This is a genomic window from Rhizobacter sp., assembly GCF_035702065.1.
Taxonomy (GTDB): Bacteria; Pseudomonadota; Gammaproteobacteria; order Burkholderiales; family Burkholderiaceae_C; genus Rhizobacter.
The window spans coordinates 1-6,896 of sequence record NZ_DASSRA010000156.1 but is presented as its reverse complement, the minus strand read 5'-3'; the positions used below and the strand labels follow the sequence as shown (position 1 = coordinate 6,896).

At 68.1% G+C, this 6,896-nt stretch carries 7 protein-coding genes and 1 tRNA gene; 4 read left to right on the top strand and 4 right to left on the bottom strand.

What is annotated here, in order from left to right:
- Positions 1–140, bottom strand: a 140-nt coding sequence (locus VFL64_RS07360; RefSeq protein WP_489539725.1) for a TetR family transcriptional regulator, incomplete at its 3' end; no start/stop codon positions are given.
- 175 nt (positions 141–315) lie between these two features.
- Between VFL64_RS07360 and VFL64_RS07355 the strand changes: the two genes are divergently transcribed.
- A complete protein-coding gene (locus VFL64_RS07355) occupies positions 316–1,173 on the top strand; it encodes an undecaprenyl-diphosphate phosphatase (RefSeq protein ID WP_489539724.1) in 858 nt (285 codons plus the stop codon).
- Here the strand turns inward: VFL64_RS07355 and trmB are convergent, their stop codons facing one another.
- The 3 genes from trmB to VFL64_RS07340 all read right to left on the bottom strand — a co-directional run bounded on the left by trmB (position 1,174) and on the right by VFL64_RS07340 (position 5,541).
- Positions 1,174–1,866 (bottom strand): tRNA (guanosine(46)-N7)-methyltransferase TrmB, encoded by a 693-nt coding sequence (gene trmB / locus VFL64_RS07350; RefSeq protein ID WP_489539723.1) that lies wholly within the window; start codon positions 1,864–1,866, stop codon positions 1,174–1,176. It lies immediately after the preceding gene.
- A gap of 53 nt (positions 1,867–1,919) precedes the next feature.
- On the bottom strand, positions 1,920–4,088 hold the full coding sequence (locus tag VFL64_RS07345) for a putative bifunctional diguanylate cyclase/phosphodiesterase (protein WP_489539722.1): 2,169 nt from the start codon (positions 4,086–4,088) through the stop codon (positions 1,920–1,922).
- A gap of 145 nt (positions 4,089–4,233) precedes the next feature.
- The gene (locus tag VFL64_RS07340; protein ID WP_489539721.1) at positions 4,234–5,541 is read right to left on the bottom strand and encodes a C4-dicarboxylate transporter DctA; all 1,308 of its coding nucleotides are present in this window, start codon (positions 5,539–5,541) and stop codon (positions 4,234–4,236) included.
- Between the two features lie 158 nt (positions 5,542–5,699).
- Here VFL64_RS07340 and VFL64_RS07335 point away from each other — a divergent pair, with 158 nt between their 5' ends.
- The 3 genes from VFL64_RS07335 to VFL64_RS07325 form a co-directional block, all read left to right on the top strand.
- A complete protein-coding gene (locus VFL64_RS07335) occupies positions 5,700–6,077 on the top strand; it encodes a hypothetical protein (RefSeq protein WP_489539720.1) in 378 nt (125 codons plus the stop codon).
- Positions 6,078–6,151: 74 nt separating this feature from the next.
- Positions 6,152–6,225 (top strand) — tRNA-Gly (locus VFL64_RS07330).
- A 61-nt stretch (positions 6,226–6,286) separates the two neighbouring features.
- Positions 6,287–6,896: GGDEF domain-containing protein (locus VFL64_RS07325; protein WP_489539719.1), on the top strand; the 610-nt coding region annotated here is incomplete at its 3' end.

Below are 6,896 nucleotides of genomic sequence, written 5' to 3'. Positions count from 1 at the left end.
GCGCGCACGGCCACCTCGTCGGAGCGCGTGGCGGCGAAGCCTTTCTCGACGAACAACTCCAGCGCGGCGTCCAGCAGTTCCTGCGGGCGCGCTTCTTTGCGTCGTTGCCGAGTGGGCACGGCGGGAGAGAGCTTGGGCATGTGGGAAGGGATACTGACTAACGAGTCAGTAATGTAGCCACGGCGGGGCGCAGGGTCAAGGCGGGAGCCTATCCGAGGCGCGACACCTGTCAGCGCGGCCGGCGTAAAGAAGCGTGAAGTTGCTGCAAAAGTCGCCCGCTATCATCGCCGCTCGTTTTCAGGACAGGGAGCCGGTGTGGACATCGCGTTGTGGATCAAGGCCGCCATCATGGGCATCGTGGAGGGCCTGACGGAGTTCCTCCCCATCTCCAGCACGGGCCACCTGATCCTTGCGGGCTCGCTGCTCGACTTCACGGGCGACACCGTCAAGGTGTTCGAGATCGCCATCCAGACCGGGGCCATGATCGCCGTGGTCTGGGAGTACCGGCAGCGCCTGAAGAACACCTTCGCAGGCCTCACGACCGACCCGGTCGCCCAGCGCTTTGCGTTGAACGTCGTCATTGCCTTCATTCCGGCGGCCATCTTCGGGCTGCTCTTCAGCAAGCCGATCAAGGCCTACCTGTTTCACCCGGTGCCGGTGGCGGTGGCCTTCATCGTGGGCGGCTTGATCATCCTGTGGGTGGAGCGCCGCCATCACCGCCTGTACGGCGAGCGCGACCTCGAAGGCACGCGCCACGCCCGTGTCGAGACCGTGGACGATATGACGCCGCTCGACGCGTTGAAGGTGGGGCTGCTGCAGTGCCTGGCGCTCATTCCCGGCACCAGCCGCTCGGGGGCCACCATCATCGGCTCGCTCGTGCTGGGCTTCTCGCGCAAGGCCGCCACCGAGTTCAGCTTCTTCCTGGGCATCCCCACGCTCACGGCCGCTGGGGCCTACTCGGTGTGGAAGGCTCGCGACCTGCTGCGTTGGGCCGACTTGCCGATCTTCGTGGTGGGCACGGTGTTCGCGTTCGTCAGCGCGCTGATCTGCATCCGCTGGCTGATCCGGTATGTCTCGACGCACGACTTCACGATGTTTGCGTGGTACCGGATCGTGTTCGGGTTGATCGTGCTGGGCACCGCCTACAGCGGGCTTGTCACCTGGGCGGCCTGATCACTTCTTCACGAAGACCAGGTCCCACACTCCGTGGCCGAGCTTTAGGCCACGGTTCTCGAACTTCGTGAGCGGCCGGTACTCGGGCCGCGGCGCATACCCTTCGGCGGTGTTGCGCAACGCCGGGTCGGCCGACAGCACCTCCAGCATCTGCTCGGCATAAGGCTGCCAGTCGGTCGCGCAGTGCAGGTAGCCGCCTGGCGCAAGCCGCGTCACCAGCCCGGCGATGAAGGGGGCCTGGACCAGCCGGCGCTTGTTGTGCTTCTTCTTGTGCCAGGGGTCGGGGAAGAAGATGTGCACGCCGGCCAGCGAGCCGGGCGCGATCATGTGCTCCAGCACCTCCACCGCGTCGTGCTGCACGATGCGCAGGTTGCTCAAGCGCTTCTCGTCGATCAGCTTGAGCAGCGCACCCACGCCGGGGGTGTGCACCTCCACGCCGAGGAAGTCCGTGCCCGGCAGCGCCTGGGCGATCTGCGCGGTGGCGCCGCCCATGCCGAAGCCGATCTCCAGCACCAGCGGTGCCTGGCGGCCGAACACCTGCTCCGTCACCAGCGGCTGGGGCGCATAGGGCAGCACGAACTTCGGGCCCAGCGTCTCGAGGGCGCGGATCTGTCCGGTGCCCATGCGCCCTGCGCGCACGACGAAGCTGCGGATGGTTCGGCGGGGCGGCGGAGAGGAGGTGTCGTCGTTCATGGGGCAGGCCGCAGGGGCGGGGGCCGCATTGTGCCTCGGGAGGCCCGGTGGGTTCAGGCTGCGTCGAGTTCCGCTGCCCCACCGAGCACCGTGGCCGAGAACGCCGGCGAATCCACCTGCCGCTGACCTTCGGCCCAGGCCGCCAGCTGCTCCGGCGGCATGGGCCGGGCGATCAGGTAGCCCTGCAGTTCGTCGCACTGCAAGCTGAAGAGGATGTCGCACTGGTCGGCCGTCTCCACGCCCTCGGCCACCACGCTCAAATCCAGCGCGTGGGCCAGCTTGATCACCGCGTCCACCACGGCGCGGGCGTCGCGGCTCGTCGCCAGGTCGCTGATGAAGCTGCGGTCGATCTTGAGCTGGCGTGCCGGCAGCTGGCGCAGGTAGCTGAGGCTGGAGTGGCCGGTGCCGAAGTCGTCGATGGAGAGGAACACGCCCAGGCGGCCCAGGCCATCGAGGGCGCGCTGGGTGGTCTGCGTGTCTTCCATCGCCACCGATTCGGTGATCTCGCACAGCAGGCGCGAGGCGTCGATGCGGTGGCGCGCCAGCGCGTTGCCGATGCGCTCGACCAGGTCGTCCTGGCGCAGCTGGTGGGCCGACAGGTTGATGGCCACGCGCAGGTGCAGGTTCAGGTCTTCCCAGGCGCGCATCTGGCGGCAAGCTTCCTCGATCACCCAGTCGCCCAGGTCCTGGATCAGGCCGAAGCGCTCGGCCACCGGGATGAAGACGGCAGGCGACACGAAGCCATGCTCCGGGTGCTTCCAGCGCAGCAGGGCCTCCACGCCGCGGATGCGGCCGCTGCGCCGGTCGAGCTTGGGCTGGTAGTGCAGGCCGAGCTGGCCGCCCTTGAGCGCCTTGCGCAGGTCGGACTGCAGGGCCAGCTGCTGGGAGGCGTCGCTGTTCATGTGCGACTCGAAGAGCGCGTAGGTGTTGCCGCCGGCGCGCTTGGCGGCGTACATGGCGGCGTCGGCATGTGCCATCAGGCGGTCGGCGTCGCCGTGGTCGGGGTGCACGGCGATGCCCACCGAGGCACTCACCTGCAGGCTCTGGCCCTGGCACTCGATGGGTTCGGCGACTGCGGTCACGACGCGGCGGGCCAGGGCCGCGCTGTCGGCTTCGTCGTGCAGGTCTTCCAGCAGCAGCACGAACTCGTCGCCGCCGATGCGGGCCACCGTGTCGCGCTCGCGCGCCACCTGCTTCAGGCGCTCGGCCACCTGGCGCAACACGTGGTCACCCCCGGCGTGGCCCAGCGAATCGTTGACGGGCTTGAAGCCGTCGAGGTCGACGAAGAGCACGGCGAGCCGGTTGACCTGGCGGTCATGGTCGCGCCGACTGCGCGCCAGTGCGTGCGAGAGGCGGTCTTCGAAGAGCAGCCGGTTGGGCAGGCCCGTCAGCGGGTCGAGGAAGGCGCGGCGCTGCAGTTCGTCGTTGGCGGACTGCAGCTCGGTGTTGGCCCGCTGCAGCGAATCGGCCAGCCGCGAGGTCTTGTGCTGCAGGCGGCTGTCGAGCATGGAGGTGAAGAGCGTGAAGGCGAGCAGCACACCGGTGGCCAACATCACCATGCCGCCGAGCTGGTTGCCGCCGAGCTGGTCGGCGCTCATGCACACCGCATCGAAGCTGAAGTCGGCCGCGGCCATGCCGGTGTAGTGCATGCCGCTGATGGCCAGCCCCATGACCACGGCGGCCAGGGCCTTGAAGAGCTGTCGCTTGCGCACGCCGCGGATGGTCTGCAGCCAGAAGAAGATCAGCAAGGCCGCGGCGGCTGCCGCCGTGGCGATGGCGGCCGAGGCCGCCACCAGCAGCAGGTTCCAGACGATCCCCGGCGCCATGTCCAGCGCGGCCATGCCGGTGTAGTGCATGGCGCAGATGCCGGCGCCCATGGTCAGTGCGCCAACGCTCACCCGCCACGTCGCCATCTCGCCGCGGCCGGCGATGCCCAGCGCGATGCCGCTCACCGCCACGGCGGCCAGCCATGAGAGCAGCGTCATGCCGCCGGTGTAGCCGAGGGCGATCGGCAAGGTGAAGGCCAGCATGCCCACGAAGTGCATCGACCAGATGCCCGTGCCCATGGCCACCGAACCGCACAGCCACCACATGCGCGCAGCCCGGCCGCCATGGGCGCGGATGCGCTCCACCAGGTCCAGTGCCACATAGGAGGCGAGGAATGCAATGGACAGCGACGCCCCCACCACCCAAGGGCTGTAGCGGGGGATCATGAAGCTCATGGGGTGGACGGCAGGGTTCATTGGCCGGCACCCACGCACGGTGCGGCATCTCCCAGAGATATCGGCCGTCAACCCCCGTCGGGTGAGCTCCGACTGGGGGCGGACGTGGCCCCGAACGTGAGAAGTTGCCGCTGGAGGCTGCGGTTCAGGCGATGGCTTGGGCCGCGTTGGTTGCTGCGGGGGTGTCCGCGGGCATGTCGCCATCGAGCACGGCACGGGCGCGCGCCATGTCGATATCGCCTTCCCAGCGGGCCACCGCCACGGTGGCCACGCAGTTGCCGATCAGGTTGCCCAGGGCGCGGGCAATGCCCATGAACCAGTCGACCGACAGCACCAGCACCAGCCCGATCGCCGGGATGGCAGGAATGGCCTGCAGGGTGGCTGCGAGCACCACGATGGCCGAGCCGGGCACGCCGTGCGCGCCTTTGGACGTGACGAGCGAGATGGCCAGGATGGTCAGCAGGTCGGTCATCGAGATCGGCGTGTTGGTGGCCTGCGCAATGAACACAGCGGCCAGCGTGATGTAGATCGAGAAGGCATCGAGGTTGAACGAGTAGCCGGTGGGGATCACCAGCCCGACCGTCGAGTCGCGGATGCCCAGCTTGCGCAGCTTGGCCATGACTTGCGGCAGCACGCTGTCGGACGAGGTGGTGGCGAACACCACCGCCAGCTCTTCGCGCAGGTAGGCCAGCAGCTTGAGCAGGCTCAGGCCCGACAGCCGCATGATGGCCCCGAGGATCACGAAGACGAAGATCGCCACCGCCGCGTAGAAGAGCACGACCAGCATGCCCAGCTGCTTGAGCGAGCCCAGGCCGTACTTGCCGACCGTGAAAGCGATGGCCCCCAGCACGCCCAGCGGGGCGAGCTTGATGATGAGGCCCATGATCTTGAACAGCACCTGACTCAGGTCGTCGACGAGCGCGCCGATGGCTTGGCCGCGCTCGCCCAGCATGGCGATGGCGCAGCCGAACAGCACGGCGAACAGCAGCACCTGCAGCACGTCGCCGTTGGCAAAGGCGCTGACCACCGTCGTCGGGATCAGCTTGAGCAGGAACTCCACCGTGCCGCCGCCTGTCAGCTTGCTGGCGTTCTCGGCGTACACGCCGATGGCCTTGGCGTCGAGCACCTTGGGGTCGATGTTCATGCCCGCGCCGGGCTGGAAGACGAAGGCCAGCACCAGGCCGAGCACCAGGGCGAAGGTGGTGACGACCTCGAAGTAGATCAACGCCTTGACGCCCACCCGGCCCACGCGCTTGAGGTCGCCCGCGCCGGCGATGCCATGCACCACGACGCAGAACACCAGCACCGGGATGATCATCTTGATCAGCCTGATGAAGCCGTCGCCCAGGGGCTTGAGCTTGACGGCGAAGTCGGGCCACAGCAGGCCCACGACCACGCCAAGGGCGAGTGCCAGCACGACCTGGCCGAACAGAGAACGAAAGAAGCGCGGCATGGTGTCAGCTCCTGCAATGGAACACGGTGTTCTCCCTGGGAGTTGCTCGTCATGCAAGTGCCGCGCCAACGGGGCTGGTGCGGCGCCACAGTGGCGTAGCATCGGAGGTGGTTTCCCGGCCGCGTCGGCCCGACGTATCTCGACACAAAGGAATCGACATGAGCAAATCCACTCTGATGATCGCCATGCTGTTGGCCGCCCTGGCGGGTTCGGCGCAGGCGCAGGCCCCGGCCGCACCGGCGGACCCCATGGTGCAGATGCGCCTGGAGAAGAAGGAAGTCGACAAGACCTTCTCCGAGAAGAAGAAGGCCCTGAACAGCGAGCGCATGACCAAGGTCAAGGCGGCAGGCGACACCGCGGCGGCCGAAGCCAAGGCCAAGGGCAAGGAGCAGGGTGTGGCCCGGCGCGATGCCGAGGCCCGCGTCAAGGCCGCCACCAAGGCCGAGCATGACGCCAAGATGAAGGCGCTCAAGAAGGAACACGATGAGGCCGTGGCGGCGCTCAGGAAGAAGTACCCCGCCGCCGCCAAATCCTAAGCATCTCGCGGCCTGGAGACGCCGGGTTCGCCCGGCCTGGGCCGAGGCGGTCCAAGGTAGACTACCGGCCTTCTGCGGGTGTAGTTCAATGGTAGAACGGCAGCTTCCCAAGCTTCATACGTGGGTTCGATTCCCATCACCCGCTCCAGTTTTCACCGGGCCGCACATGCGGCCCTTGTCGTTTTTGCAGCGCTTCCAAGGGGTGTGGAATGAGTGACAAGCCACTGCGCGTTGTGTGGGTCGATGCGCCCGAGGCGTCGCCGTTCCAGCTCCCCGGCGCCGGCACCTGGGGGTCGTTCACAGCCAGTCGAGCGACGGGCCTGGAATCGCTCGCCGCGGAAGATGCCGCTGGCCGCGCCGACGTGGTGCTGCTGTGCCTGCCCGGTGGTGCACACGCCGCGCCCATTCCGTGGGCAGCGCTCTCGTCGGTGTGCGCCGAAGCGGCCGTGCTGGTCTTGGCCGACATCATGGACGCCGCCACGCAGCAGCGCCTGCTCAACACCGGCGCGCAAGACGTGGTGCTGCAGGCCGACGCCGCCTCGCTGGCGCAGCGGGTGCGCCTGGCGGCCCAGCGCAAGCTGGTCGACGCCGAAGCGCGCAAGGCCTTCGCCACCGACCTGAGCACCGGCCTGCCCAACCGGCAGCAGCTGATCGAGCACATGAGCCAGATCCTGGCGCTGCGCGAGCGCGAGCCCAAGCCGGTGAGCGTGCTGGTGTTCCGCATCGAAGGCCTGCAGGGCGTGGAGGCCGGCCATGGCCACGAGTCGGCCAACGTGGTGCGGCGCAAGGTGGCCGTGCGCCTGCGTGCCGGGGTGCGCT

What these genes read in the sequence shown, in the direction of transcription:
- trmB (WP_489539723.1), bottom strand. Translation starts at nt 1,866, where the DNA reads ATGAACGACGACACCTCCTCTCCGCCGCCCCGCCGAACCATCCGCAGC.
- VFL64_RS07345 (WP_489539722.1), bottom strand. Translation starts at nt 4,088, where the DNA reads ATGAGCTTCATGATCCCCCGCTACAGCCCTTGGGTGGTGGGGGCGTCG.
- VFL64_RS07335 (WP_489539720.1), top strand. Translation starts at nt 5,700, where the DNA reads ATGAGCAAATCCACTCTGATGATCGCCATGCTGTTGGCCGCCCTGGCG.
- VFL64_RS07340 (WP_489539721.1), bottom strand. Translation starts at nt 5,541, where the DNA reads ATGCCGCGCTTCTTTCGTTCTCTGTTCGGCCAGGTCGTGCTGGCACTC.